General features: G+C 72.5%; 19 protein-coding genes. 16 read left to right on the forward strand and 3 right to left on the reverse strand.

The genetic code is table 11. The features are described 5' to 3' along the window. The first annotated feature begins 138 nt into the window (after positions 1-138). The 6 genes from M6G08_RS21720 (at position 139) to M6G08_RS21745 (ending at position 9,486) form a co-directional block, all read left to right on the forward strand. Positions 139-981 (forward strand): (2Fe-2S)-binding protein, encoded by an 843-nt coding sequence (locus M6G08_RS21720; RefSeq protein WP_443049015.1) that lies wholly within the window; start codon positions 139-141, stop codon positions 979-981. Positions 982-1,019: 38 nt separating this feature from the next. After that, entirely contained in the window at positions 1,020-2,195 is a 1,176-nt protein-coding gene (gene glgA, locus M6G08_RS21725) for a glycogen synthase (RefSeq protein WP_272588826.1), read from the forward strand. A 49-nt stretch (positions 2,196-2,244) separates the two neighbouring features. After that, on the forward strand, positions 2,245-3,465 hold the full coding sequence (gene glgC / locus M6G08_RS21730) for a glucose-1-phosphate adenylyltransferase (protein ID WP_272588827.1): 1,221 nt from the start codon (positions 2,245-2,247) through the stop codon (positions 3,463-3,465). Positions 3,466-3,645: 180 nt separating this feature from the next. Next, the gene (locus tag M6G08_RS21735) at positions 3,646-6,258 is read left to right on the forward strand and encodes a PA14 domain-containing protein (RefSeq protein WP_272588828.1); all 2,613 of its coding nucleotides are present in this window, start codon (positions 3,646-3,648) and stop codon (positions 6,256-6,258) included. A 281-nt stretch (positions 6,259-6,539) separates the two neighbouring features. Next, a complete protein-coding gene (locus M6G08_RS21740; protein ID WP_272588829.1) occupies positions 6,540-7,880 on the forward strand; it encodes a wax ester/triacylglycerol synthase family O-acyltransferase in 1,341 nt (446 codons plus the stop codon). Positions 7,881-7,983: 103 nt separating this feature from the next. After that, positions 7,984-9,486 carry an SDR family NAD(P)-dependent oxidoreductase gene (locus M6G08_RS21745; RefSeq protein ID WP_272588830.1) on the forward strand — a complete coding sequence of 501 codons (1,503 nt, stop codon included), beginning with the start codon at positions 7,984-7,986 and terminating at the stop codon, positions 9,484-9,486. A gap of 204 nt (positions 9,487-9,690) precedes the next feature. On the opposite strand, the gene M6G08_RS21750 is transcribed toward M6G08_RS21745, so the two are convergent. After that, positions 9,691-10,134 carry a hypothetical protein gene (locus tag M6G08_RS21750; protein ID WP_272588831.1) on the reverse strand — a complete coding sequence of 148 codons (444 nt, stop codon included), beginning with the start codon at positions 10,132-10,134 and terminating at the stop codon, positions 9,691-9,693. 487 nt (positions 10,135-10,621) lie between these two features. Here M6G08_RS21750 and M6G08_RS21755 point away from each other — a divergent pair, with 487 nt between their 5' ends. Beyond that, positions 10,622-10,798, forward strand: coding sequence for a hypothetical protein (locus M6G08_RS21755; protein ID WP_272588832.1), 177 nt, complete (start codon positions 10,622-10,624; stop codon positions 10,796-10,798). Between the two features lie 44 nt (positions 10,799-10,842). Continuing rightward, positions 10,843-11,325: a GNAT family N-acetyltransferase gene (locus tag M6G08_RS21760; RefSeq protein ID WP_272588833.1), complete on the forward strand. Its 483-nt coding sequence runs from the start codon at positions 10,843-10,845 to the stop codon at positions 11,323-11,325. A 313-nt stretch (positions 11,326-11,638) separates the two neighbouring features. On the opposite strand, the gene M6G08_RS21765 is transcribed toward M6G08_RS21760, so the two are convergent. After that, the gene (locus tag M6G08_RS21765; protein ID WP_272588834.1) at positions 11,639-12,685 is read right to left on the reverse strand and encodes a LacI family DNA-binding transcriptional regulator; all 1,047 of its coding nucleotides are present in this window, start codon (positions 12,683-12,685) and stop codon (positions 11,639-11,641) included. A gap of 217 nt (positions 12,686-12,902) precedes the next feature. Here M6G08_RS21765 and M6G08_RS21770 point away from each other — a divergent pair, with 217 nt between their 5' ends. Genes M6G08_RS21770 through M6G08_RS21795 form a run of 6 tightly spaced genes read left to right on the forward strand, consistent with a single transcriptional unit; the run spans position 12,903 to position 20,501 of the window. Further along, on the forward strand, positions 12,903-14,192 hold the full coding sequence (locus tag M6G08_RS21770; protein ID WP_272588835.1) for an extracellular solute-binding protein: 1,290 nt from the start codon (positions 12,903-12,905) through the stop codon (positions 14,190-14,192). Between the two features lie 5 nt (positions 14,193-14,197). Then, a complete protein-coding gene (locus M6G08_RS21775) occupies positions 14,198-15,103 on the forward strand; it encodes a carbohydrate ABC transporter permease (RefSeq protein ID WP_272588836.1) in 906 nt (301 codons plus the stop codon). Further along, positions 15,100-16,026 carry a carbohydrate ABC transporter permease gene (locus M6G08_RS21780; protein WP_443048873.1) on the forward strand — a complete coding sequence of 309 codons (927 nt, stop codon included), beginning with the start codon at positions 15,100-15,102 and terminating at the stop codon, positions 16,024-16,026. Before M6G08_RS21775 ends, M6G08_RS21780 begins: the two co-directional genes overlap by 4 nt. A gap of 41 nt (positions 16,027-16,067) precedes the next feature. Next, positions 16,068-17,354: a glycoside hydrolase 5 family protein gene (locus M6G08_RS21785; RefSeq protein WP_272588837.1), complete on the forward strand. Its 1,287-nt coding sequence runs from the start codon at positions 16,068-16,070 to the stop codon at positions 17,352-17,354. Continuing rightward, on the forward strand, positions 17,351-17,488 hold the full coding sequence (locus M6G08_RS21790; protein WP_272588838.1) for a hypothetical protein: 138 nt from the start codon (positions 17,351-17,353) through the stop codon (positions 17,486-17,488). Before M6G08_RS21785 ends, M6G08_RS21790 begins: the two co-directional genes overlap by 4 nt. Further along, complete coding sequence (locus M6G08_RS21795) at positions 17,481-20,501, forward strand: alpha-mannosidase (RefSeq protein WP_272588839.1); 3,021 nt, start codon at positions 17,481-17,483, stop codon at positions 20,499-20,501. Before M6G08_RS21790 ends, M6G08_RS21795 begins: the two co-directional genes overlap by 8 nt. Before the next feature lie 19 nt (positions 20,502-20,520). Here M6G08_RS21795 and M6G08_RS21800 read toward each other — a convergent pair whose 3' ends face one another. Further along, positions 20,521-21,933, reverse strand: coding sequence for a lipase maturation factor family protein (locus M6G08_RS21800; RefSeq protein WP_272588840.1), 1,413 nt, complete (start codon positions 21,931-21,933; stop codon positions 20,521-20,523). 122 nt (positions 21,934-22,055) lie between these two features. On the opposite strand from M6G08_RS21800, the gene M6G08_RS21805 reads away from it, so the two are divergent. Together M6G08_RS21805 and M6G08_RS21810 are read left to right on the forward strand one after the other, a co-directional pair. Then, positions 22,056-24,146 carry a SpoIIE family protein phosphatase gene (locus tag M6G08_RS21805; RefSeq protein ID WP_272588841.1) on the forward strand — a complete coding sequence of 697 codons (2,091 nt, stop codon included), beginning with the start codon at positions 22,056-22,058 and terminating at the stop codon, positions 24,144-24,146. Between the two features lie 58 nt (positions 24,147-24,204). Continuing rightward, a complete protein-coding gene (locus M6G08_RS21810) occupies positions 24,205-25,068 on the forward strand; it encodes an Fpg/Nei family DNA glycosylase (RefSeq protein WP_272588842.1) in 864 nt (287 codons plus the stop codon). Positions 25,069-25,072 lie beyond the last annotated feature (4 nt).

The following is a 25,072-nucleotide window of genomic DNA, read 5'->3' on the forward strand; positions in this document are numbered from 1 at the left end:
GATGCCGTGCCGGGAGCTTCCCGTCGTCGTCCCTGAGCACTCATTGGGTCATACTGCCGATGGAGTACGGAGGCGGCGCCGTCCTCCCCTGGGTGGGCGACCGGAAGACCCCGGCCCCTGACCCGACCCCTAAGGGCCCTGGTATTACTGCTTCCTGTGGCCCCGACTCCAGACCTCGACCCCGGCCTGACCGCCCTCCGCCCGCTCGGCGGGTTCTTCCTCCTCCACGCGTCGCGACCGCTGCCGTCCCGGCCGCTTCCCACCCTCGCGGACGCCTACGCCCCCGGGGACGGGGCCCCGGGCCCGAGCCCCCGCCCACGGCTCGCGACGGACCCGCTCGGCTTCCGCGTCCGTAAGGTCGCCGCCGCCCTCCGCGTCCCGGAGACGCGGGTCGCCGCCTCCGTCGCCCAGCAGGGCCTCGCCGCCCGCCTGTGGTCGGTGACGCTGGGGTGCGCCGCGCTCCACGGCCGCGTCCCGGACCTCGCCCCGCGGCTGCTCCACTACGACCCCGACGCCGCCGCCCCCGACGACCTGTGGCTCTCCGGAGTGAGCCCCCTGCCGGGCGACGCCGGCACGATCGCCGACACCGTGCTCCGCGCCCACCTCGTCCCGCTGACGGCGGCCGTGCACGACCGGTACCGCGTCGCCAGCGGACTGCTGTGGGGCAACGCCGCCTCCGCGCTCGCGGGTGCCGGCCGGGAACTGGACCGCTGGGCCCGCCGCAACGGCCGCACGGACACCGCCGACCGCGCCCGCGCTCTGACCGCCGAGCTCCTCGCCCACCCGCTTCTCGCCCGAGCCGGCACCCTCACCGGCACCGCCTTCCGGCGCCGCAGCTGCTGCCTGTACTACCGGGCGCCGGGTTCGGGCGTCTGCGGCGACTGCTGCTTCTCGCGGCCGCCCGAGCCTCCCCGGTCCCCACCGTCGTCCTCGTCGTCCCCGCCGCCCCCGCCCCCTTCCCCAGACGCCCCGTCCGGGTGACCATGAGGGAACCAGCCGCCGAGCACGGGAGGTTCCGGGTGCGTGTGGGACTGCTGACCCGCGAGTACCCGCCGGACGTCTACGGCGGCGCGGGCGTCCACGTGGAGTTCCTCGCCCGCGAACTCGGCCGCCTGGTCGACCTGGACGTGCACTGCTGGGGAGAGGGCCGCACCGAGGACGTGCTGCGCCACCGCTCCTGGCCCGCCCTGGACGGCACCAACGACGCGCTGCGCACCTTCTCCGTGGACCTCGCCATGACCGCCGCCCTCCAGGGCCGCGAGCTGGTCCACTCCCACACCTGGTACGCCAACCTCGGCGGCCACCTCGCCAAACTCCTGTACGGCGTGCCGCACGTGGTGACCGCGCACTCGCTGGAGCCCCTGCGCCCCTGGAAGGCCGAGCAGCTGGGCGGCGGTTACGCCCTGTCGAGCTGGGCCGAGCGGACCGCGGTCGAGGCCGCCGACGCCGTGATCGCGGTCTCCGGCGCCATGCGCGAGGACGTCCTCGCCTGCTACCCGGCGGTCGCGGAGGACCGGGTCCACGTCGTGCACAACGGCATCGACACCGGCCTCTACCGGCCCGACCCCGCCACCGACGCCCTCGACCGGATCGGCCTCGACCGCTCCCGACCGTACGTCCTGTTCGTCGGCCGCATCACCCGCCAGAAGGGCGTGCCCCACCTGCTGCGCGCCGCCCGTGCCATCGACCCGGCCGCGCAGGTCGTGCTGTGCGCCGGCGCCCCGGACACCCCCGAGATCGACCAGGAGTTCCGGGACCTGTTCGCCGCGCTGAGCCGGGCCCGCGAGGGCGTGCACTGGATCCCGCGCATGCTGCCGCGCCCCGACGTGATCCAGCTGCTGACGCACGCGGCCGTCTTCGTCTGCCCGTCCGGGTACGAACCGCTCGGCATCGTGAATCTGGAGGCGATGGCCTGCGGCACGCCCGTCGTGGCCTCCCGGGTCGGCGGCATCCCCGAGGTCGTGGCGGACGGTGAGACGGGGGTGCTCGTCCCCAGGGACGAGGACGACACGGGGGACGGGGACCGCGACTTCGAGGCGGGCCTCGCCCGGGCCCTGGACTCAGTCCTCGGCGACCCGGAGACCGCGCGGCGGATGGGCGAGGCGGGCCGGGCCCGGGCGGTGGAGGAGTTCGGCTGGGACGCGGTGGCCCGCCGGACCGTCCGGCTCTACGAGGAGATCCTCAAGCAGGCTTAGGCCGCCCCGCCCGGGGCGGCCGGGGTGAACGAGGGTGAGGGGAGCGGCCATGCGTCGTGGAGGTCCTTCGGTGCTCGGGATCGTGCTGGCGGGCGGGGAGGGCAAGCGCCTGATGCCCCTGACCGCGGACCGCGCCAAACCCGCGGTCACCTTCGGCGGCACGTACCGGCTGGTCGACTTCGTGCTGTCCAACCTGGTCAACGGCGACATCCTGCGGATCTGCGTCCTCACCCAGTACAAGTCGCACTCCCTGGACCGGCACATCACCACCACCTGGCGGATGTCCAGCCTGCTCGGCAACTACGTCACCCCGGTCCCCGCCCAGCAGCGCCTGGGCCCGCGCTGGTACCTGGGCAGCGCCGACGCGATCCTGCAGTCCCTCAACCTCGTCCACGACGAACAGCCCGAGTACGTCGCGGTCTTCGGTGCCGACCACGTGTACCGGATGGACCCGCGCCAGATGCTCGCCCAGCACATCGAGTCCGGCGCGGGTGTGACCGTCGCCGGGATACGGGTCCCGCGCACCGAGTCCTCGTCCTTCGGCGTGATCACCCCGGGCTCCGACGGCCGGACCGTCGCCGGCTTCCTGGAGAAGCCCGCCGACCCTCCCGGGCTGGCCGACGACCCCGAGTGCGTCTTCGCCTCGATGGGCAACTACGTCTTCACCACCAAGGCCCTCGTCGAGGCCCTGCACCGGGACGCCGAGGACGAGCGCTCCGTGCACGACATGGGCGGCTCGATCCTGCCGCGGCTCACCGCCCGGGGAGAGGCCGCGCTGTACGACTTCAGTGACAACCACGTGCCGGGGGAGACCACCCGCGATCAGGGCTACTGGCGGGACGTCGGCACGCTCGACGCGTACTACGACGCCCACATGGACCTGATCGCCGAGCGGCCCGCCTTCAACCTCTACAACCGCGACTGGCCCCTCTACACGCACTCCGCCCAGCTCTCCCCGGCCCGTTTCAACGCCGGGGGCATCGCCAGTGAGTCGATCGTCAGCGCGGGCTGCCTGGTGCGGGGGCAGGTCACCCGGTCCGTGCTCTCGCCCGGCGTGGTGGTCGACCCCGGAGCGGTCGTGCAGGGGTCGGTGCTGCACGACAACGTGCACATCGGCCGGGGCGCGGTCGTGCGCGGGGCGGTGCTGGACAAGAACGTGGACGTGCCGCCGGGCGCGACGATCGGCGTCAACCCGGAGCGGGACGCCGAGCTGTACACCGTCTCCAAGGGCGGCGTGATCGCGCTGGGGAAGGGGCAGCGGGTGCCGTGACGGACGGATGACGGCCCCGGCCCCCCGTGTGACGCGCGTTGAGTTCCGGGGCCGTTGTCATGTCCCTGGACGCCCAGGGGAATCCGTGCTGTCATGCCTGTGCACCTCTGTGTTACATCGATGTATGACATCGATGTCCTGAGCCATCAGAGCCACCACCCGTTCTCGAGGAGAGGGTCCGTGCGCACCAAACGACTCAGAGACCGACTGGCGTTACTGCTCGCCGCCGCACTCGGCGTCGGCTCACTCGCCGCCGTGCCGAACGCGAGCGCGGCCGCCGACGACGCCGCCGAGATCCACGGCCTGAAGGGCGAGTACTACACCCAGTCCGCCCCGGGCGCCTTCGACTTCCACGAGCTCAAGGCGACCGGCTTCGACCCGCAGCTCGACTTCGGCACGCTGGAGCCGCGCCTCAGCTTCGCCACCGGGCAGTCGGACGACGTCAGCGTCCGCTGGACCGGCAAGCTGGTCCCGGAGAAGACCGGCGCCCACACCTTCTCGATCATCGGCGACAACGGCTTCCGCCTCTGGATCGACGGCCGGCTCGCCATCGACCACTGGGTCGACGACTGGGACCGCGAACAGTTCGCCGAGCCCGTCGAGCTGACGGCGGGTCGGTCCTACGACATCAAACTGGAGTACTTCGAGCACTACGGCGGCTCCAACCTCCACCTGCGCTGGACCGAACCCGGCGGCGCCAAGGAGCCCGTCCCGCAGTCCGCGTTCCGCCTGCCCGACGGCTTCGACTACGACGGCGCCACCGCGACGACCGTCCTCGGCGCCGGCCGCACCCTCAGGCTCGACTTCCCCCGCCCGCTCGCGGCGGCGCCCGCCGGCCTCACCGACCACTTCGAAGCGGTGATCGGCGGCGCCCGGTGGCCGCTCGGCGAGGCGAAGGTCGACCCCGCCGACCCGACCGCCCTCCTCGTCGGCCTCGACCAGCCGGTCGTCGGCAACAAGGACGGTGACGCGCCCGGCACGGCCGACGTCCGCTACGACGGCGAGGGCGGCCTCTCCGACGCCGGGGGCAACGTTGTCAACGCCTTCTGGAGCAGCGGCGGCAACGAGTCCACCTACGAGCTGAGCACCGAGTGGGCCGACGAGGTGGGCCCGGACAACGCCCTCCCGGAGTACCCGCGCCCGCAGCTGAAGCGCGACGACTGGCAGAACCTCAACGGCCGCTGGCAGTTCGCCGCCGCCGAGGCCGGCGAGCAGCCCCCGTTCGGCAAGGACCTGAAGGAGCGCATCCTCGTTCCGTACCCGGTGGAGTCCCAGCTCTCCGGCATCCAGCGGCACGAGGACCGCATGTGGTACCGCCGTACCTTCACCGTGCCCCGGGACTGGCACATCGGCGGCGGCCAGCGCCTCAGGCTCAACTTCGGCGCCGTCGACTGGCAGTCCGAGGTGTACGTCAACGGCGTCGAGGTCGCCGGCCACAAGGGCGGTTACGACAAGTTCAGCGCCGACGTCACCGACGCGCTCAAGCCCGGCCGCACCCAGGAGCTGATCGTCGGCGTCTACGACCCGACCGACGCGAGGGGCGCCGAGAACCCGCCGGTCGGCAAGCAGAGCCTGGACCCGAGCGGCATCTGGTACACGCCCAGCTCCGGCATCTGGCAGACGGTCTGGATGGAGCCGGTCGCCCGGGACCACGTCGACTCACTGAAGCTGACCCCGGACGTCGACGCCGGCACGCTGACCGTCGAACCCAAGGGCGTGCGCGACGGCGTACGGGTCAGGGCGACGGCGTACGCCGGACACCGCAAGGTCGCCACGGCGAGCGGACGCACCGGCGAGCCGCTGACCCTGAGGATCCACGACCCGCGCCTGTGGTCGCCCGACGACCCCTTCCTGTACGACCTGAAGGTCACCGTCGGCCGCGACCGCGTCGAGAGCTACTTCGGGATGCGTTCCATCGCCGTCGAGAAGGTGAACGGCGTGCCGCGCACGGTCCTCAACGGCGAACCGGTCTTCCTGATGGCCACCCTCGACCAGGGCTTCTGGCCGGACGGCCTGCACACCGCGCCCACCGACGAGGCCCTCGCCCACGACCTGAAGCTGCACAAGCGGCTCGGCTTCAACTCCGTGCGCAAGCACATCAAGGTCGAGCCGGACCGCTGGTTCTACTGGGCCGACAAGCTGGGCCTGCTGGTGTGGCAGGACATGCCGTCCATGACCCCGGGGGTGAACCCGGACGCCGCCTCCCGGGCCGAGTTCGAGCGGGAGATGAAGGAGATGATCGACGAACACGTCAGCCACCCGTCGATCATCATGTGGGTCACCTTCAACGAGGGCTGGGGCCAGTACGACATCGCGCGCGTCGCCGAGCAGGCCAAGGCCTGGGACCCGACCCGCCTGGTCAACAACCAGTCCGGCCTCAACCTCGGGGCCGACGGCGGCGCCGGCGACATCATGGACGAGCACGGCTACCCGAGCCCCGCCCTGCCGCCCTCCCCGGACGGCGAACGCGCCCTGGTCACCGGCGAGTACGGCGGACTGGGCCTCGCGGTGCCCGGACACGCCTGGTCGGTGCAGCAGTCGTACGTCGACGTCGACCCCGAGACCTACACGGACGACTACCTCACCAAGCTCGACGAGGTCCGGGCGCTGGTCTGCCGGGGCAGCAACGGCGCCGTCTACACCCAGATATCCGACGTCGAGGGCGAGCTGAACGGCCTGACCACCTACGACCGCAAGGTCCTCAAGCCGGACGTCGAGCGGGTGAGGGCCGCCCACGAGGCCCTGCTCCACGACGCGTCCCAGCCCACCCCCGCGGGCTGCCCGACCGCCTGAGCGGCCGGGAGCGACCGGCCGTGGACCGGCACGCTCGGTCCACGGTCGGCCCGCAGCCGTCCGGGTGGGGAACGCCGCCGCGGCCGGCACCGCACGCGCCGCCGTGAGCACAGCCACCCCATGTCTCACCACCGTCCCGCCCTTCACACCGGGGCGGGACTTTAATCTGCTGTTAACTGTGCGTAGCCTGATCGTACTTGACCGTAATCGGCGAAGAGCGATTGACTGCTTGTCCATCCGACGTCCTGCTCGTCCACCCGACGTCCTTGCGAGGCACGCCCTTGACTTCCGATCCGCTCGCTCCCCTCGACCTGGCCTTCTGGAACATCGAGTCCGCCGAGCACCCCCTGCACCTCGGCGCGCTCGGTCTCTTCACGGCGCTCTCGCCCACCGCGGGCGCGCACGCCGCGGACCTGCTCGCGGCCCGCGCCCCCGCGGTGCCCGGCCTGCGGATGCGGATCCGGGACACCTGGCAGGCGCCGCTCGCGCTGCGCCGCCCGTTCGCCTTCGGCGGCGCCACCCGCGAACCCGACCCCCACTTCGACCCGCTCGACCACGTCCGGCTGCACGCCCCGACGACGGACTTCCACGCCCGCGCCGGCCGCCTCATGGAACGTCCCCTGGAGCGCGGCCGGCCGCCGTGGGAGGCGCACGTGCTGCCCGGCGCGGACGGGGACCGCTTCGCCGTGCTGTTCAAGTTCCACCACGCCCTGGCCGATGGCCTGCGCGCCCTCACCCTCGCCGCCGGCGTCCTCGACCCGATGGACCTCCCCGCTCCCCGGTCCCGCCCCGAGCCGCCGCCGCGCGGCCTCCTGCCGGACGTGCGCGCCCTGCCCGAGCGGCTGCGCGGCGCCCTGTCCGACGCGGGCCGCGCCCTCGACATCGGCGCCGCCGCGGCCCTGTCCACCCTCGATGTGCGCTCCTCGCCCGCGCTCACCGCCTCCTCCTCCGGCACCCGCCGCACCGCGGGCGTCGCCGTGGACCTCGACGACGTGCACCACGTGCGCAAGACCACCGGCGGCACCGTCAACGACGTACTGATCGCGGTCGTCGCCGGCGCCCTGCGCCGCTGGCTGGACGAGCGTGGCGACGGCAGCGAGGGCGTCGCGCCCCGCGCCCTGATCCCCGTCTCCAAACGCCGCCCGCGCACCGCCCACCCACAGGGCAACCGGCTCTCCGGTTACCTGATACGGCTTCCGGTCGGCGACCCCGACCCCCTCTCCCGCCTCGGCACGGTCCGCGCGGCCATGGACCGCAACAAGGACGCCGGACCCGGCCGGGGCGCCGGCGCAGTCGCCCTGCTCGCCGACCACGTCCCGGCCCTCGGCCACCGGCTCGGCGGGCCGCTGGTCTCCGGGGCCGCGCGGCTCTGGTTCGACATCCTGGTCACCAGCGTCCCCCTGCCCAGCCTCGGCCTGCGCCTGGGCGGCCATCCGCTCACCGAGGTCTACCCGCTGGCGCCGCTGGCCCGCGGCCACGCCCTCGCCGTGGCCGTCTCGACGTACCGGGGACAGGTCCACTACGGCCTGGTCGCCGACGCGAAGGCCGTGCCGGACCTCGACCGGTTCGCCCGGGCGCTGACCGAGGAGGTGGAGACGTTGCTCACGGCCTGCCGTCCCTGACCCCGGCGGGTTTGGATCCGGGCCCGGCGCTGAATAAAATCCGCTGTTCGACAGCGGTCGCCTCCCGGAGCGCCGCGACGGTGATCAGGGAACGGCGACGGCGATGACGGTGACACAGGACGGTTCGGCGACCACGGACGAGGTGGCGGCGTCCGAGTACGGCCCCGGCATCGACCCCGAACGGCTCGCGGTCTGCCTCGACGTGCTGAAGGAACTCGACGAGCTGGACGTCGACCACCCCGACGCGATCACGGTCCGCCGGGCGACCTCGCACATCTACCGCATGGTCAAGCAGCGCCGCCGCCAGGAGCGCCGGGCCGCCAAGACCGCCAACGACAAGGCGGTCACCGAGGCCACCGCCACCGGCTCCGCCCAGCGCATCGACGACGAGACCGAGGGCATCCTGCCCTCCTCCCGCACCGAGGAGGGCACGATCGCGGGGATACTCCAGCGCCCCCGCTCCTGCTACGTCTGCAAGCAGCGCTACGTCGAGGTCGACTACTTCTACCACCAGCTCTGCCGGGACTGCGCCGCCGAGAACCGCTCCCGCCGCGACGCCCGCGCCGACCTCACCGGCAAGCGCGCGCTGCTCACCGGCGGCCGGGCCAAGATCGGCATGTACATCGCGCTCAGGCTGCTGCGCGACGGCGCGCACACCACCATCACGACCCGCTTCCCCAAAGACGCCATCCGCCGCTTCAAGGCCATGGACGACTCCGCGGAGTGGATCCACCGCCTGGAGGTCGTCGGTATCGACCTGCGTGACCCGGCCCAGGCCGTGGCGCTGGCCGACCAGGTGACCGAGCAGGGCCCGCTGGACATCCTGATCAACAACGCCACCCAGACCGTTCGGCGTCTTCCCTCCGCCTACGCCGCGCTCGTCGAGGGGGAGAGCGCCCCGCTGCCGGCCGGCGAACTGCCCGCCCACCACGTCATCGGCGCCTTCAACTCCGGCGCGGTGGACGGCCTGGCCGCGCTGCCCCTCGGCACCTCGGGCCTCGACGCGCAGAGGGTGGCCGACCTCGCCCTGGTCGCCGGCAACGCCAGCGTGGTCCGGCACCGCGAGGGCACCGCGATCGACGCGGGCGGCCTCGTCCCCGACGTCGTCGACACCAACACCTGGGTGCAGACCATCGAGCAGATCTCCCCGGTCGAGCTGCTCGAGACCCAGCTGTGCAACTACACCTCGCCCTTCATCCTCATCAGCAAGCTGCGCCCGGCGATGGCCGAGGCCGCGCGCCGGGCCGCGTCGGGACGCGCGTACGTCGTCAACGTCTCGGCGATGGAGGGCGTGTTCGCCCGTGGTTACAAGGGGGCCGGCCACCCGAACACCAACGCCGCCAAGGCCGCGATGAACATGGTGACGCGGACCAGTGCCCAGGAGATGTTCGACACCGACCGCATCCTGATGACCTCGGTCGACACCGGCTGGATCACCGACGAGCGCCCCCACTACGACAAGCTGCGCCTGGCCGAGGCCGGCTTCCACGCACCGCTCGACCTGGTCGACGGCGCCGCCCGCGTCTACGACCCGGTCGTGCGCGGAGAGGCGGGCGAGGACCTGTACGGCGTCTTCCTGAAGGACTACGCGCCCGGCAAGTGGTGAGCGCGGCGGCGGGCGGGCGGCGTCGATCGCCCGCCCGCCCGGGCCGCGGCCACCGTGGGGCGAGCGCCGGTGCGCCCGGTGCGCCGGTCACGCGTACTTCGTGGTTCGACCCCGTACAGGCCCGCCCGAGGGCCTGCGCCCGTCGGGGGCACCGCGCGGCCTCCTGGATCTCGGGCACACCGCGCGTCCGGTCGCGTGCGTGTCTCAGTCGACGGTCCTCAGCCGTGAGTTGCGCGCCGCCGTCAGCTCCAGCACCGAGCGCCAGTCCTCCAGGACCCCGGCGTCGAACACCGCCGTGCGGGCCTCGTCGTCCGCCTGGCGCAGACTGACCACGTCGTCGTCGTGGGCCCACGCCTCCGGACGGGCGTGACGGCGCAGCAGGCGGGCGACACGGGCGCCGAGCAGGGGGCGCACCGCCTCGGCGGTCCGTCCGGCCGGGCCGCCCGGCCACAGCAGCCGGCCCACGGGTGAGACCAGACCGGCCACCTGGAGTTCCTTGTCGGCGGGGTGGCGCCGGCGCAGCAGTGCGGCGGTGCGCAGCGCGTGCCCGTACGGGTCCACCGGCCCGCTGCCGCACCCCGCCAGGGGCCGTTCGCCCCGGCAGGCGTACAGCAGGTCCATCAGCTCCTCGACGCTGCGCAGTTCCATGCCTCGGTCCTCCCACGAGACAGCCGTTGCCGACCGGCAGCAGACCATGGCGAGCTTGCGCCGCAGCCAACGGCAACTGAACTGCCCGACCCGCCGCCGTCGGCATTCGAAGGTGTGGTCGCCGATGTGGGCCGAACGGGTGAGTTACCTGCGGTGCAAAGGTGGGCGAAACGGCGTATATACGGGTCAACTGTCCCGAGAATGAAGGGCAATGGTTCTCCCATGTTTTGAGCCCCATAGAGCGCACCCTCGCTCATTTGGTTAATCTGGAGCGGACGGGCGGCAGCACAGGGTCCTACCCACACCCGAGGCCCACACCCAAGGCCCGTCACGGGACGAGCCCGTTCACAGCGGCCCGCTCTCGCACGAGTTGCCGGCGCCACCGCGTCCGAACTGCATTCGACCCACACCCGAGCGGACGCCGAGGCGCCGGACGGCAGACTGGCCGACAGGCCCCGAGGGTGACCCGACACATAAGGAGTGCGCGGTGACACCGGAGACGACGACGAGCCCAGAGCAACGCCCCGAGGAACGCGCCGAGCGCGCGGGCCGCCGGTCCGGCCAGATCGGCAGCCTCGACGTGTGGGCCAGGTCCGCCCCCATCCGACTCGCGGGCTACGAGGAGGACCTCGCCGAGCCGCACATCCTGCCCAGCGTGGACTGACCCACGGGGCGTGACGCGAGCATGGGCGTGCGAGACTCACGCCCATGCTGATCAGGGAAGCGACGGCCGGCGACTGGCCGCACATCTGGCCCTTCTGGCACCGCGTCGTCGCGGCCGGCGAGACCTACGCCTGGGACCCGGACACCTCCGAGGAGGACGCCCGGGCCCTGTGGACGAACCCCGCCAAACGCGTCTACGTCACCGAGGACGACACCGGCACCGTCGTCGCCACCGCCTACGTGACCCCCAACTACGGCGGCCCCGCCGCCCGTATCGCCAACGCCGGCTTCATGGTCGACCCCGACCGGGCGGGCCGCGGCATCGGACGCGCCCTCGCCGAGCACGTCCTGACCGCCGCCAAAGCCGAGGGATACCGCGGCATGGTCTTCAACGCGGTCGTCGAGACCAACCCGGCCGTCCGCCTGTGGACGTCTCTCGGCTTCACGGTCCTCGGCACCGTGCCGGACGCCTTCGACCACCCCCGGCACGGGCGGGTGGGCCTGCACATCATGTACCGGGCGCTGTAGAACGCCGGTCGGGCCACGGGCGCCGTCCGCCGCCGGGGACGCGGCGCCTCGATCCACTCCGCCGGCTCCGGCGGCGCCGCCTCCGACCCCCGGGCGCCCCGCCAGCCGTACGGCCGCGGGGGCGTCCCGCCCCGCACGGCGAGGTCGTCCTTGACCGCCACCGGCACGCCGGCCGGCCCAGCCGGTCACGGGGGGCCGCTCCCCGGGGTGCGTGCGGTGGGACGGGACTACTGGCGAGTACGCGGGAGGCACTCCGCCCGTCCGGGCACCCTCGCGTCGAGAGTGCGGCAGCCGTGGACCGGCGCGGAGCGGTTCAGACCGGCCGGGCCGGTCCCGTACTGTCCCGCTCGATCAGCCGCGGCACCGGAACCCGGACCGTCCGGGCCGGACCGCCGTCCAGGAGGGCGGTCAGTTCCGTCGCCGCCGTGCGGCCGAACTCCACGCTGTCCCGGGACAGAGCGGACAGCCACGGCTTGACCATCCGGCACAGCGCCGAGTCCTCCCAGGCCACCACCGACACGTCCGCCGGCACCGAGAAGCCGAGTTCCGCCGCCGCGGCGACCCCGGCGACGGCCATCACGTCGTTGTCGTAGACCAGGACGGTCGGGGGAGCGGCGCTCTCCAGGACACGGCGGGTGACGGCGGCGCCCTCCGCGTCGGAGTAGTCGGTGGTCACCGACTGCACCTCGGTGAGGCCCCGCCGCTCCGCCTCGGCGCGCAGGGCCCGGATCCGGCGCTCGGTGTGGGCGAGCCCCGGCAGCCCGGCGATGTGCGCGATCCGCCGGTGGCCGAGCGCGCAGAGCCCGTCCACCAGTGCGGCCATCGCGCCCGCGTCGTCCGCCCACACCGTCGAGAGCCGGGGGTGGCGCTCGTCCGGGGCCCCGCCGATCACCACGGCCGGCAGCCCGAGTTCGTCGAGCAGGTCCGGGCGCGGGTCGTCCGTGCGCGGGTCGACCACCAGGACGCCGTCCACGCGGTGTTCGGCCCACCAGCGCCGGTAGACCCCGCACTCCTCGTCGACGTCCTCGGCCACCTGGAACAGCAGCCCCAGATGGCGCCGCGCCAGCACCTCCTGGATGCCGGAGACCAGTTGCAGGAAGAACGAGTCCACGCCGAGCGTGTGCGCGGGGCGGGCCAGCACGAAGCCGACCGTCGCCGCGCCCTCGCCGGACAGCGCGCGGGCCGCCGTACTGGGCCGCCAGCCCAGCTGCTCGGCGACCCGGCGCACCCGGTCGCGGGTGATCTCGGAGACCCCCGGCCGGTCGTTCAGCGCGAAGGACACCGCGCTCTCGGAGACCCCGGCCCGCCGTGCGATGTCCTTCATCGTCGGCCGGCGCGCGGCGGGCCGTCTGGCCGACATGCGCGTTCCTTTCTCCAAAGAATCAGCTAAAGCGCTTGAGCGGAGAGATCCTAAACCGCATTAGTGGGCCTGGCAAGTGACCGCACCGAGCGGCTTTGACCTGCACTAATGCCGCCTTCGTCGCATTAGTTCCCGTGAATCCATTGACTTTTTCCGAACGTGGCGTGCATGGTCATCGTCATCCCACCGCCGACGTCCTCCAGGGAGACGTGTCACCGTGCCCACATCGCGCAGAAGCCTCGCTGTCGCAGCCGTAGCCGCCCTCGTCCTGCCGCTCGGCGCCTGCGGGTCGGGAGACGGTGGCGGTTCGTCCGACGCCTCCGGCAAGGTCGAGGGCGACATCACCTTCCAGACCTGGAACCTGCGGGCCAACTTCAAGGACTACTTCGAGGGCCTGATCGCCGATTTCGAGAAGAAGTACCCCGGCACCGACGTCAAGTGGGTCGACCAGCCGGCCGAGGGGTACGCCGACAAGATCAGCGCCGACGCCGCCGGCGGCACCCTGGCCGACGTCGTCAACGTCTCCCCGGACCTCGCCGCCCCGCTCGCCGAGGCCGGTCTCGCCCTCGACCTGGACGAGGCCGCCGGGCAGTACCGGAAGGACTACCTGGAGGCCGCCTGGGCCAGCCAGCAGGTGCCGGGCATGGAGGGGACCTACGCGTTCCCCTGGTACCTCAACACCGGCCCGCTGTTCTACAACAAGTCCCTGTTCGAGAAGGCCGGTCTCGACCCCGAGAAGCCGCCGACGACCTACGGCGAACTCTTCAACACCGCACTCGAGATCGCGCGGAAGACCGACGGCGAGGTGGCCACGCTCGCCAACGTGCCCACCATCGAGGACTTCGGCCGCTACGGCGTGCCGCTCATGAACGAGGAGGGCACGGCCTTCGCCTTCAACGGAGCCAAGGGCGTCGAACTCCTCACCCGCTACAAGGAACTGTACGACGCCGGCGGCCTGGACTCCCAGGCGCTCACCGCCACCCCCGAGTCGTCCGGCAAGAAGTTCCTGACCGGCGCCGTCGCCATGAACCCCGGCAGCGCGCTCGACCTCGCCAACTTCAAGAAGCAGGCCCCGAGCCTGTACGAGAACATCGGCATCACCGACCAGATCACCAGCACCGGCCACGTCAACATGTACGTCATGGGCCTGCTGGTGAACTCCCGGAGCGACCGCAAGCCCGCCGCGGTCGCCTTCGCCCGCTTCGTCACCGACGCCGCCCACCAGATGTCGTTCGCCGAGCAGGTCGCCGTCTTCCCCAGCAGCGCCGGTTCGCTGGACGCCCCGTACTTCACCGAGGAGGACGGGACCGACGAGACCCGGGTCCGGGTGGCCGCCGCCAAGTCGCTGAAGACCGCCGTCAACTACACGCCCGTGCTGTTCAGCGAGCAGATGAAGACCGAGCTGCGCAACGAGGTGGCCAAGGCGCTCCAGGGCAAGCAGAGCCCTGAAGAAGCTCTTGACAACGCTGTCAAGGCCTGTGACCGGCTCCTGAAGCAGCAGGGCTGAGCGTCATGGCGAGCTCCACCGTGTCCTCCGGCACGCGCCGGGTGCGGCGCCAACTGCCCACCAGTCCCTGGCTGTTCGCGGCACCCGGGCTGCTGATCGCCGGCGCGTTCATCCTCTACCCGTTCGTCTCGACGCTGGTCAACTCCTTCACCGACCGCCGGACCCTGGTCCCGGGCGAGTTCGTGGGCCTGGCCAACTTCCGCGAGCTGCTCCACGACGACATGTTCTGGATCGGCCTGCGCAACAGCACCCTGTACGTCCTCGGGGTCGTGCCCGCGCTCGTCCTGCTGCCGCTGCTGCTCGCGCTGCTGGTGCAGAAGAGCATCCCCGGCATCACCTTCTTCCGGTCCGCCTTCTACACCCCGGTCGTCGCCTCGATCGTCGTCGTCGGGCTGATCTGGGTGTGGATGCTGGACGAACGCGGTCTGGTCAACGCGGTGCTGGAGACCATCGGCGTCGGCCGGATCGGCTTCCTGAGCGACCAGTGGCTGATCCTGCTCAGCGCCATGGCCGTCACGGTCTGGAAGGGCCTCGGCTACTACATGATCATCTACTTGGCGGCGCTGGCCAACGTGCCCCGCGAACTGCACGAGGCGGCCGCCGTGGACGGCGCGGGCCCGGTCCGCCGCTTCCTCACCGTCACCGTGCCCGCCGTGCGCTCCACCATGGTCCTGGTCGCGGCCCTCGCCTCGGTCGCCGCCTTCAAGGTGTTCGCCGAGGTGTACCTGATGGCGGGCCCGGACGGCGGCCCGGCGGGCGAGGACACCACTCTCGTCATGCTCGTCCAGCGCACCGGCACCGGCCTCACCGGCCGCGTCGGCTACGCCTCGGCCATCTCCGTCGTCGTCTTCGCCGTCACCGTCGTCCTGATGCTGCTCGTGCTGCGCGCCGACCGGAAGGAGGAGTCGTGAGCGTCACGGAGAAGGTCCAGGTCCGCCCCGCCGCGCAGCAGCCGGCGCCGTCCCCGGCCCGCACCCGGGAACCCCGGATCACCGACGAGAACGGCCGGCGGGTCCGCGTCTGGGAACTCGCCCTGCGCTACCTGCTCCTGCTCGGCGTGCTCGCCCTGACCATCGGCCCCTTCCTGTGGCAGCTGTCGACCTCGCTGAAGGGCCCGACGGAGGACATCTTCGGTTCCCCGCCGAAGTTCCTGCCCGCCGACCCCACCCTGCACAACTACGAGCGGGTCGCCGAGACCATCCCCGTCTGGGACTACGCGCTGAACTCGCTGAAGGTCGCCGCCGCCAACGTCGTGACCAACTGCGTCGGCGCCGCGCTCGCGGGCTACGCCCTGGCCCGGCTGCGCTACCGCGGCCGCCGCGTCGCCACCCTGGTCTTCATCCTGACCATGCTCGTACCGGTGGAGGGCATCATCATCGCCCAGTTCACCACCATGCGGGAGCTCGGCCTCAACAACACCCTGGTCAGCGTTCTGCTGCCCGGCTGCGTCAGCGCCCTCAACGTGCTGCTGATGCGCAACGCGTTCCTCAACCTGCCCTACGAGATCGAGGAGGCGGCCTTCGTCGACGGCGCCAACGTCTGGCAGCGGTTCCTGCGCATCGCCCTGCCCGCCGTGAAGGGCACCCTCGCGGTCGTCGCGATCTTCGCCTTCATGGGCGCCTGGGACGACTTCCTGTGGCCGCTGATCGTGCTGAGCGACCCGTCGAACTTCACGCTCACCATCGGCCTCAACTACCTGCACGGCACCTTCGCCAACGACGAACGCCTCGTCGCCGCGGGCACGATCATCGCCGTCGCGCCGCTGATCGTCCTCTTCGCCTGCCTCCAGCGGTACTTCTTCCGCGGGGTCGGCGAGGGCGCGGTCAAGGGCTGACCCGCCCACTTCCCCCTCACCAGGACACTGAAGGACACCGCATGCCTGCTCCCGTGCGCTTCGGCGTCAACTACACCCCGAGCGTCGGATGGTTCCACCACTGGCTCGACTTCGACCTCGACCCCGTACGCGCCGACCTCGACTCCGTCGCCGCACTGGACGTGGACCACATCCGCGTCTTCCCGCTGTGGCCCTACTTCCAGCCCAACCGCTCCCTGGTCCGCGAGCGGGCCCTCGAGCACCTGGTCTCCCTGGTCGACGCGGCCGGCGAACGCGGCCTCGACGTCAACGTGGACGGCCTCCAGGGTCATCTGAGCAGCTTCGACTACCTGCCGGCCTGGACCCGCACCTGGCACCGTCGCAACCTGTTCACCGACCCCGACGTCATCGACGGCCAGGCCACCTACCTGCGCACCCTCGCCGGCGCCCTCGCCGGCCGGTCCAACTTCCTCGGCATGACCCTCGGCAACGAGGTCAACCAGTTCTCCGCCGGGCCCCACCCCGACCCGGACCGGGCCACCGGCGACCAGATCGACGCCTGGCTGGAGCGGATGCTGGCCGCCTGCGAGGAGGGCGCCCCGGGCCGGACGCACCTGCACGCCGAGTACGACGCGACCTGGTACCAGGACGACCAGCCCTTCACCCCGGCCCAGGCCGCCCGGCGGGGCGCCGTGACGGCCGTGCACTCCTGGGTCTTCAACGGCACCGCCCAGCGCCACGGCCGCGCCTCCGTGCCCAGCGAGCACCACGCCGCCTACCTGATCGAGCTGAGCAAGGCCTGGGCCGACGACCCGGACCGCCCGGTCTGGCTCCAGGAGGTCGGCGCCCCCGCACCGCTCGTCCCCGCCGAGCACGCCGCCGCCTTCACCGAGGCGACCATCACCAACGCGCTGGACTGCCCCGGCCTGTGGGGCGTCACCTGGTGGTGCTCCCACGACGTGTCCCGGTCCCTGGCCGACTTCCCCGAGCTGGAGTACGGACTCGGGCTGCTGACCAACGACCGCCGCCCGAAGGACACGGCCCGAGTCCTGGCCGGGGCGGCTCGCGCGGCCCGCGAGGCAACCCACGCCGCCCCCGCCCCGCGCACCACCGCCCTCGCGGTCCCCGCCGACCCGGCGGCACGCTCGGCCTGCGCCCCCGGCGGCCCGGTCTTCGAAGCCTTCTTCCACCTGGTCGCCGACGGCGCCCGCCCCACCACCGTCCTGGACACCCGCGCCGCCGACACCGGGCACCTCTCGGCCCGCGGCATCACCGAGGTCGTCACGCCCGACCAGGTGTCGCCCACCCCGCACGGACTCCGGGTCCGCCGGACAGGCGCCCGCCCGTGACCTCCGCACGGTTCGAACCACGCGCGGCGGGGGAGCTGTACACCACGTCCCAGCCCGCCACCGCGACCCACACCTGGTACGCCCCCCACACCGCCCGCACCCGCCCCGTCAACCAGGAGCACCCGCATGCATGACGACCGCAACCTGGTCGAAGCCCGCCTCAAGCGCGTCCTCGACGAGCGCGTCCGCCCCGCCGTGTACCCGGAGTCCGTGCCACTGGACGTGGCGGTCTGGAACGCGCCCGGCGAGCCCGTGCCGGTCGAGGAGGGACTCGCGGCCGACCCCGAGCCCATCGCGGTGGGCGCCCGCTGGGGCGCGCCCTGGGGGACCAGCTGGTTCCGCGTCACCGGCACCGTGCCGAAGGAGTGGGCCGGCCGGACCGTCGAGGCGATCCTCGACCTCGGCTTCGACGAGAACATGCCCGGCTTCCAGTGCGAGGGCCTGGTCTACCGTCCCGACGGCACCCCGGTGAAGGGCCTCAACCCGCGCAACCAGTGGGTGCGGATCGGCGCCCCCGCCGAGGGCGGCGAGGAGGTGCGCCTGCACGTCGAGGCGGCCTCCAACCCCGTCATCCTCGACTACCACCCCTTCGTGCCCACCCGGCTCGGCGACAAGGACACCGCGGGCGGCGAACCGCAGTACACCCTCGCCCGCATGGACCTCGCCGTCCTCGACGAGACGGTGTGGAACCTCGTGCTCGACCTGGAGGTTCTCGGCGAACTGATGGCCGAGCTGCCGGTGGAGTCGCCGCGCCGCTGGGAGATCCTCCGCGCGGTCGACAAGGCCCTGGACGCCATCGACCTCCAGGACGTGAACGGCACGGCGGAAGCCGCCCGTTCCCGCCTCACCGAGGTACTGTCGGCCCCCGCCGTCCCCTCCGCGCACCGCGTCAGCGCCGTCGGCCACGCGCACATCGACTCGGCGTGGCTGTGGCCGCTGCGCGAGACCGTGCGCAAGGTGGCCCGCACCACCTCCAACATGACCGCCCTCCTGGAGGACGAGCCGGACTTCGTCTTCGCCATGTCGCAGGCCCAGCAGTGGGCGTGGGTGCGCGATCACCGGCCCGAGGTGTGGGCGCGGGTGAAGAAGGCCGTGGCGGACGGGCGGTTCGTGCCCACCGGCGGCATGTGGGTCGAGTCGGACACCAACATGCCCGGCTCGGAGGCGATGGCCCGGCAGTTCGTGCACGGCAAGCGGTTCTTCCTCGACGAGTTCGGCGTCGAGAACGACGAGGCGTGGCTGCCGGACACCTTCGGCTTCGCGGCCGGACTCCCGCAGATCATCAAGGCGGCCGGCGCCAAGTACCTGCTGACGCAGAAGATCTCCTGGTCGCAGACGAACAAGTTCCCGCACCACACCTTCCGCTGGGAGGGCATCGACGGCACCCGGATCTTCACCCACTTCCCGCCCGTCGACACCTACAACTGCTCCATGAAGGGCGGCGAGATCGCCCACGCGGCGCGGAACTTCAAGGACAAGGGCGTCGCCCGGCACTCCCTCGCCCCCACCGGCTGGGGCGACGGAGGCGGCGGCACCACCCGCGAGATGGTCGCCAAGGCGGCCAGGATGCGCGACCTCGAAGGCTCGGCGACGGTCGAGTGGGAGACCCCGCACGCCTTCTTCGAGAAGGCCGAGGCCGAGAACCCGCAGCCGCCCGTCTGGGTCGGCGAGCTCTACCTCGAACTCCACCGCGCCACCCTCACCAGCCAGGCCAAGACCAAGCAGGGCAACCGCCGCAGCGAACACCTCCTGCGCGAGGCCGAGCTGTGGGCGGCGACAGCGGCCGTCCGCGCCGGGTTCCCCTACCCGTACGACGACCTGGACCGCATCTGGAAGACGGTCCTGCTGCACCAGTTCCACGACATCCTGCCCGGCTCGTCCATCGCCTGGGTGCACCGCGAGGCCCGCGCCACCTACGACAAGGTCGCCGCCGAACTCGACGGGATCATCGAGGCCGCCCAGCGTGCCCTGGCCGGCGAGGGCGACACGCCGCTGGTCTTCAACTCGGCCCCGCACACCCGGTCCGGTGTCCGGGCGGGCGCCGCCGCCGCTCCCGCCACCGACGGCCGCACCGCCCTCACCCCGCGTCCGGGCGGCGGGCACGTCCTCGACAACGGTCTGCTCCGCGTCGAGATCGACGGACGCGGACTGGTCGTGTCGGCGTACGACCTCGCCGCCGACCGCGAGACCATCGCGCCGGGCGCGGCGGGCAACCTGCTCCAGCTCCACCCCGACTTCCCGAACATGTGGGACGCCTGGGACGTCGACGCGTTCTACCGCAACACGGGCACCGACCTCACCGACGCCGACGAGGTCGTCCCCGGCGACGACGGTGCCTCGGTGCGGATCACCCGCTCCTTCGGCTCCTCCCGCGTCACCCAGGTGCTGACGCTGGCGCCGGGGGAGCGGCGGCTGGAGGTGGACACCGAGGTCGACTGGCACGAGACGGAGAAGTTCCTCAAGCTCGCCTTCCCGCTCGACGTGCACGCCGAGCGGTACGCGTCCGAGACCCAGTTCGGGCACTTCCACCGGCCCACACACACCAACACCAGCTGGGAGGCGGCCAAGTTCGAGGCCTGCAACCACCGCTTCCTGCACCTGGAGGAGCCCGGCTGGGGCGTGGCCGTCGTCAACGACTCGACGTACGGCCACGACGTGACCCGCACCGTCCGCGGCGAGGGCGACCAGGGAACGACGACCACCGTGCGGGTCTCCCTCCTGCGGGCCCCGCGCTTCCCCGACCCCGAGACCGACCAGGGCGTGCACCGCTTCCGGCACGCTCTGGTGCCGGGCGCGGGCATCGGCGACGCCGTGCGCGAGGGCTGGCGGATCAACCTGCCCGAGCGGCACCTCACGGGCGCCGGGGAGGTCGCGCCGCTGGTCTCGGCCGACCGGGAGGCGGTCGTGATCACCGCCGTCAAGCTCGCCGACGACGGCAGCGGCGACGTCGTGGTCCGCTTCCACGAGGCCCACGGCGGCCGGGCGCGGGCCACGCTCACCACCGGGTTCGCGGTCGCGGACGTGCGGGTGACCGACCTGCTGGAACGCCCGCTCGCGGACGCGGAGGCCCCCCGGCCGGACGGCGACCGGATCGCCGTGAGCCTGCGTCCGTTCCAGCTGATGACCCTGCGGCTGAAGCGCGCCTAGGGGCTGTCGCGGGCCCGGCTCACGAGGAAGCGGTGAGCCGGGTCGGCGGCAGGTACTCGCGTACGTACGTCCGCTCCCAGCACGCGCCCGTCTCCCGCAGCTCGCGCCATGTCGTGTACCGGTACCGGTACAGCCGGGCGCGGACGAAGCGCGGCGGCGCGTCGGGAGGGAACGGCGAGCGGCGCAGCAGCCTCAGCGTGGCCCGGTCGTTCTCCAGCAGCCGTTCCACCAGGGTGCCGAACCACGACCCGGCGTACGACGGCGACAGCGCGGCGAACCACATCAGCCAGTCCAGCCGCAGGTGGTACGGCGCGAACTGGCGCGGCCAGCGGCGCGGATCACCGGGCTTGCCCTTGAACTCGTACTCCCGCCAGTCCCCGTCCGCGCGGGCCACCTCGTCGGTGGTGCCCTCGATGACCACCTCGTAGCGCACCCGGCTGACGGAGCCGAAGGCGCCGTAGGTGTTGACCAGGTGGAGCGAGTCGAAGGAGCGGTTCATCACCTGGCGCCGGGAGATCATGTTGCGCACCGGCCGGTGGCTGAGGAAGAGCAGCAGCGCGGCCACCGCCAGGACCACCACCTCGTACCAGAGCGGCGCGCCGGCCGCGGACGGCGGATCGGCCGGGAACCGGACCGCCGACAGGGCCAGCACGATGGTGATCCAGTTCAGCCAGGAGAAGTTGCCCGAGAGCACCAGCCAGAGCTGGGTCGCGATCATCACCGCCGCGGCTGTCGTGGACACGGGATGCGGGGCGAACAGCAGGAAGGGCAACACGAGCTGCGTGACGTGGTTCGCGGCCACCTCCACGCGGTGCACCGGCCCAGGGAGGTGGTGGAAGAACCAGCTCAGCGGGCCCGGCATCGGCTGGGTCTCGTGATGGTGGTCCAGACAGGTCAGCTTCCGCCAGCACTCGTCGCCCCGCATCTTGATCAGCCCCGCCCCGAACTCCACCCGGAAGAGCAGCCAGCGCAGCAGGAAGAGCACGACGACCGGCGGCGCGACCTCGTCGTTGCCGAGGAACACGGCGACGAACCCGGTCTCCAGCAGCAGCGACTCCCAGCCGAAGGAGTACCAGGTCTGCCCGACGTTGACGACCGACAGGTACAGCACCCACGGCACCAGCCACAGCAGCATCGCGCCCCACAGCGGCAGCAGCGAGTCCAGCCCCGCCACCAGGGCCGCCGACACCGCGCAGCCCGTCCACGCCACACCCGCGAAGAGACCGTCCGAGTAGCGCAGCTGGAACAGGCTCGGCGCCCGTTTGAACGGCACCCGCTCCACGAAGCGCGGCACCGGCGTCAGACCTCGCTCCCCCAGCAGCGGGCGGAACTGCAGGGCCGCGGTCAGGAACGCGACCAGGTACATGACCGCCAGACCCCGCTGGAAGACCAGCCGGGCCGTCCAGTACTCCGGTGCGGTGAACCACTCCACGGCCGCGCTCCTCTCGTCCGGTCACGCCCTGTGTACCCCGGCCGGCCGGACGCCCCCGCCCGACGCCCCGGGCGGCGGAGCAGGAGTCGAAGAATCGGGTGAATCCTGGCAAGGTAGGGCCCATGGCTGATCGGGGAGCGAGTGCCCCGTCACTCCCGGAGGACTGGCCCGCCCACCCGGACCCGATCCTGGCGCTCAACCGCATGGGCAGCTTCGACTGGGACCTGGAGACGGGACTGTTCCACATGGACGCCCAGGCCCACGAGGTGTTCGACCTGCGCCCCGAGGAGTACGACGGACGTCCCGAGTCGCTGTCGGTGCGCGTTCCCGCGGCCGAGGGCAGCCGCCTGGACGCCATCGTGGCCCGCGCCATGAAGGACGGCAGCGAGAACTACGGCACCTACTTCCGCCTGCGCCGCCGCGACGGCACCCTGCGCTGGACCCGTACCCAGGGCTACATCCGCCGGGACGAGACCGGCCGCCCCCGCCGGATCATCGGCATCGTCCGCGACGCCACCCAGGAGGTCGCCGACATCGAGTCCCGCCGCGAGCAGGCCGCCCATGACGAGGCCCGCCGCAGGCTCACCAACGTCGTCCAGCTCGCCACGGCCGCCCTCGCGCACGCCCGCACCGTGGACGAGGTCATCGAGGTCCTGCGCGACACCCACGGCCTCACCCGGCTGGGCGCCACCAGCCTCGTCATGGGCCTGGTCGAGGCCGGCCGCATCCGGCTGGTCGCCGACGGGCCCGGCAACAGCTTCGTCCCCGGCACCCGCGTCACCCGGATCGACGAGCCCTACCCGATGAGCGAGGCGGTACGGACGCTCAGCCCCCGCTTCATCGAGTCGCCTCAGGAGTTCGCCGAGCGCTACCCGCTGCTCTGGCAGAGCATCACCCACCTGAACATCACCGCGGCCGCCTACCTGCCGCTGATCGCCCAGGCCCGGCCGATCGGCGCGATCGGGCTGCTCTACAGCGACCGGCACGGCTTCTCCCCGGAGGATCGCAACGTCCTCGTCGCGCTCGGCAGCGGCATCGCGCAGAGCCTCCAGCGGGCCATGCTCTACGAGCAGGAGATGGACCTCGCCGAGGGCCTGCAGCAGGCGATGCTGCCGCGCACCATCCCCAGCGTGCCCGGCTGCGACGTCGCCGTCCGCTACCGCGCGGCCTCCATCGGCGGCTCCCTCGGCCGTGACATCGGCGGCGACTGGTACGACCTGATCCCGCTGCCCGGCGGCCGGGTCGGCGCCGTCATCGGCGACGTCCAGGGGCACGACACGCACGCCGCCGCCGTCATGGGCCAGCTCCGCATCGTGCTGCGCGCCTACGCCGCCGAGGGGCACCCGCCGACCACGGTGATGGCCAGGGCCTCCGTCTTCCTCCACGAACTCGACACCGACCGCTTCGCGACCTGCCTGTACGCGGAGGCCGACCTGGCCACCGGGGTGGTGCAGGTGGTCCGCGCCGGGCACATCGACCCGCTGCTGCGCTCCGGCGACGGAAGCTGCCGCCGCGTCCCGGTCGAGGGCGGGCTGCCGCTCGGGCTGTCCGCCGAGTTCGGTCGCCTCGCCTACCCGGTCTCCACCGTGGAGCTGGACCCGGGCAACACCCTGCTGCTGTGCACCGACGGCCTGGTCGAGCAGCCCGGCGCCGACCTCGACGAGGGCGTCCAGGTGCTGACCGCGCTGGTCGCCTCCGGCCCGCAGGACGTGCGGGACCTGGCGGACCGGCTCATCGACGTGGCCGAGGAGCGCCGCGGCGACGACGACGTGGCGCTGCTCCTGCTGCGCCGCCACGGCACGGGCACCCCGAGGACCTTCGGCCGGCTCCAGCAGCACGTGTCGCCGGGCGACCCCGAGGCGCTGACGGAGGCCCGGCACATGATCCGCGCCGCCGTCCGTGCCTGGGGCGCCTCCGGACAGAGCGACGAGATCGAACTGGTCGCCGACGAACTGGTCACCAACGCCCTCATGCACACCGAGGGCTCGGCGATCGTCACCCTGCGGCTGCTCACCGGCACCGACCGCAGGCTGCGGGTCGAGGTCGAGGACTCCTCCAGCGCGCTGCCGCGCCGCCGCGAGGCCGGGGACGACGGCGTCTCGGGACGCGGGCTGCTCCTGGTCGAGACGCTCGCCGACGTGTGGGGCGTGGAGTCGCGCGGCGGTGGCAAGTGTGTGTGGTCCGAGTTCCTGGTGTCCCACCGCACGGCCTGAGTCACGGCGTCCGGGCCGTCCCACTGGCACTGTCGGTCCCCGGTGGCACCCTGGACGTATGCCAGAACTGCCCGAGGTCGAAGCGCTCAGGGACTTCCTGACCGAACACCTGACCGGCCGCGAGATCGTCCGGGTCCTGCCGGTGGCGATCAGCGTCCTGAAGACGTACGACCCGCCGCTCACCGCCCTGGAGGGCCACCAGGTGGCCGCCGTGCACCGCCACGGCAAGTTCCTCGACGTCGAGACCGCCGACGGCCCGCACCTGGTGACCCACCTGGCCCGCGCGGGCTGGCTGCACTGGAAGGACAGCCTGCCCAGCGGCCCGCCCCGCCCCGGCAAGGGACCCCTCGCCCTGCGCGTCGCCCTGGAGACGGGGGCCGGCTTCGACCTGACGGAGGCGGGCACGCAGAAGCGGCTCGCGGTGTACGTCGTGGCCGACCCGCGACAGGTGCCGGGCGTGGCCCGGCTCGGCCCCGACCCGCTCGCCGACGGCTTCGACGAGGCGCGCTTCGCCGCCCTCCTCCGGGGCGAGCGGCGGCAGCTCAAGGGCGCCCTGCGCGACCAGAGCCTGATCGCGGGCGTCGGCAACGCGTACAGCGACGAGATCCTGCACGCGGCGAGGATGTCCCCGTTCAAACTGGCCGCCTCGCTCACCGACGAGGAGACCGCGCGGCTGTACGCGGCCCTGCGCACCACGCTCACCGAGGCCGTCGAGCGCTCCCGGGGCGTCGCGGCCGGCCGGCTGAAGTCCGAGAAGAAGAGCGGGCTGCGCGTCCACGGCCGCGCCGGCGAACCCTGCCCGGTGTGCGGCGACACCGTCCGCGAGGTCTCCTTCAGCGACTCGTCGCTCCAGTACTGCCCGACCTGCCAGACCGGCGGCAAGCCGCTGGCCGACCGGAGGCTGTCCCGGCTGCTGAAGTGACGGT

It is taken from the genome of Streptomyces sp. M92, assembly GCF_028473745.1.
Lineage (GTDB): Bacteria > Actinomycetota > Actinomycetes > Streptomycetales > Streptomycetaceae > Streptomyces.

Excerpts from the sequence above, each read along its gene's own strand:
- glgC (WP_272588827.1), top strand. The coding sequence starts at position 2,245 with ATGCGTCGTGGAGGTCCTTCGGTGCTCGGGATCGTGCTGGCGGGCGGG.
- M6G08_RS21745 (WP_272588830.1), top strand. The coding sequence starts at position 7,984 with ATGACGGTGACACAGGACGGTTCGGCGACCACGGACGAGGTGGCGGCG.
- M6G08_RS21750 (WP_272588831.1), bottom strand. The coding sequence starts at position 10,134 with ATGGAACTGCGCAGCGTCGAGGAGCTGATGGACCTGCTGTACGCCTGC.
- M6G08_RS21760 (WP_272588833.1), top strand. The coding sequence starts at position 10,843 with ATGCTGATCAGGGAAGCGACGGCCGGCGACTGGCCGCACATCTGGCCC.
- M6G08_RS21765 (WP_272588834.1), bottom strand. The coding sequence starts at position 12,685 with ATGTCGGCCAGACGGCCCGCCGCGCGCCGGCCGACGATGAAGGACATC.
- M6G08_RS21775 (WP_272588836.1), top strand. The coding sequence starts at position 14,198 with ATGGCGAGCTCCACCGTGTCCTCCGGCACGCGCCGGGTGCGGCGCCAA.
- M6G08_RS21785 (WP_272588837.1), top strand. The coding sequence starts at position 16,068 with ATGCCTGCTCCCGTGCGCTTCGGCGTCAACTACACCCCGAGCGTCGGA.
- M6G08_RS21795 (WP_272588839.1), top strand. The coding sequence starts at position 17,481 with ATGCATGACGACCGCAACCTGGTCGAAGCCCGCCTCAAGCGCGTCCTC.
- M6G08_RS21805 (WP_272588841.1), top strand. The coding sequence starts at position 22,056 with ATGGCTGATCGGGGAGCGAGTGCCCCGTCACTCCCGGAGGACTGGCCC.
- M6G08_RS21810 (WP_272588842.1), top strand. The coding sequence starts at position 24,205 with ATGCCAGAACTGCCCGAGGTCGAAGCGCTCAGGGACTTCCTGACCGAA.